Below are 1,274 nucleotides of genomic sequence, written 5' to 3'. Positions count from 1 at the left end.
TCCCCTGCGTGGCGCCGGTGATGGCGCTACGCCGTTCTGGAAGACGTCCAATACTCACCATTCGGCCACCGATCCGTCAGCATGGCGCCAAAGCGGGTTGCGCCACCGATGGCCGGTCGACGCGGCACGAACTACGACCTCTTCATTGATGTCGACGCGCAAACCCGGACCCTGCAGCATATCAACCATGCCCTTCTTGTAGGAAAAGACGCTTGGATCGACCAGATAATCCAGAAGGTCGCTACCCTCGTTGTAGTGGATGCCCAGGGATTGCTCTTGGATAAAGGCGTTGTGGCTGACCGCGTCCACCTGAAGGCACGCGGCCAACGCGATGGGACCCAACGGGCAATGGGGCGCCAGCGCGACGTCGTAGGCTTCGGCCATCGCAGCGATCTTGCGGCATTCCGTAATGCCGCCCGCATGCGATAGATCGGGCTGGATGATATCGACGACGCGGCTTTCCAGGACGCGCTTGAAGTCCCAACGTAAGTAAAGCCGTTCGCCGAGGGCAATGGGAGTCGAGCTGTTGCGCGCCACTTCGGCGACCGCCTCGAGGTTTTCAGACAACACCGGCTCCTCGATGAACATCAGGCAAAACTGCTCCAGTTCGCGGATCAGCGCCTTGGCCATGGGCCGCTGGATGCGACCGTGGAAGTCGACGCCAAGGCCGACATGCGGTCCCACTGCCTGGCGCACGGTAGCAATGGTTTCGACGATCCGGTCGATCTTGTCATGACCATCGACAATCTGCATCTCCTCTGCGCCATTCATCTTCAGCGCGGTGAAGCCTTTCGCGACGGCAGCCTGGGCATTTTTGGCCACATCGGCCGGACGATCGCCGCCCACCCAAGAGTAGACGCGGATGCGGTCACGGCACGGCCCACCCAGCAACTGGTGAACGGGCTGGCCGTAGGCGCGGCCTTCGATGTCCCACAGCGCCTGATCGATCCCCGCAATGGCGCTCATCAGGATCGGACCGCCGCGATAAAAGCCGCCGCGATACATGACCTGCCACAGATCCTCGATCCGCAGGGGGTCGGCGCCTATCAGGCCGTCGGCGAGTTCCTCGACCGCCGCCTGCACGGTCAGGGTGCGGCCTTCAATAACGGGTTCGCCCCAGCCACTAATCCCCTCGTCGGTCTCGATCTTAAGAAACAACCATCTGGGCGGTACGATGAAAGTCTTGAGCGCGATGATCTTCACGGCTGGCTCCTTAGGATCAAGGTTGCGGCTTTGTCGCCCACGGCAAGCGCCGCGGCATTGGTGTTACCTGA

At 61.7% G+C, this 1,274-nt stretch carries 1 protein-coding gene; it reads right to left on the bottom strand.

Annotated features, from left to right (window positions below; translation table 11 throughout):
- Window positions 1-54: 54 nt before the first annotated feature.
- Entirely contained in the window at window positions 55-1,203 is a 1,149-nt protein-coding gene (dgoD, locus tag OC184_RS20235) for a galactonate dehydratase (RefSeq protein WP_265508958.1), read from the bottom strand.
- Window positions 1,204-1,274 lie beyond the last annotated feature (71 nt).

It is taken from the genome of Paracoccus rhizosphaerae (assembly GCF_026162645.1).
In the GTDB taxonomy this organism is placed as follows: domain Bacteria; phylum Pseudomonadota; class Alphaproteobacteria; order Rhodobacterales; family Rhodobacteraceae; genus Paracoccus; species Paracoccus rhizosphaerae.
The sequence above is the reverse complement of the archived record's forward strand: the minus strand, read 5'-3'. Positions and strand labels throughout refer to the sequence as shown.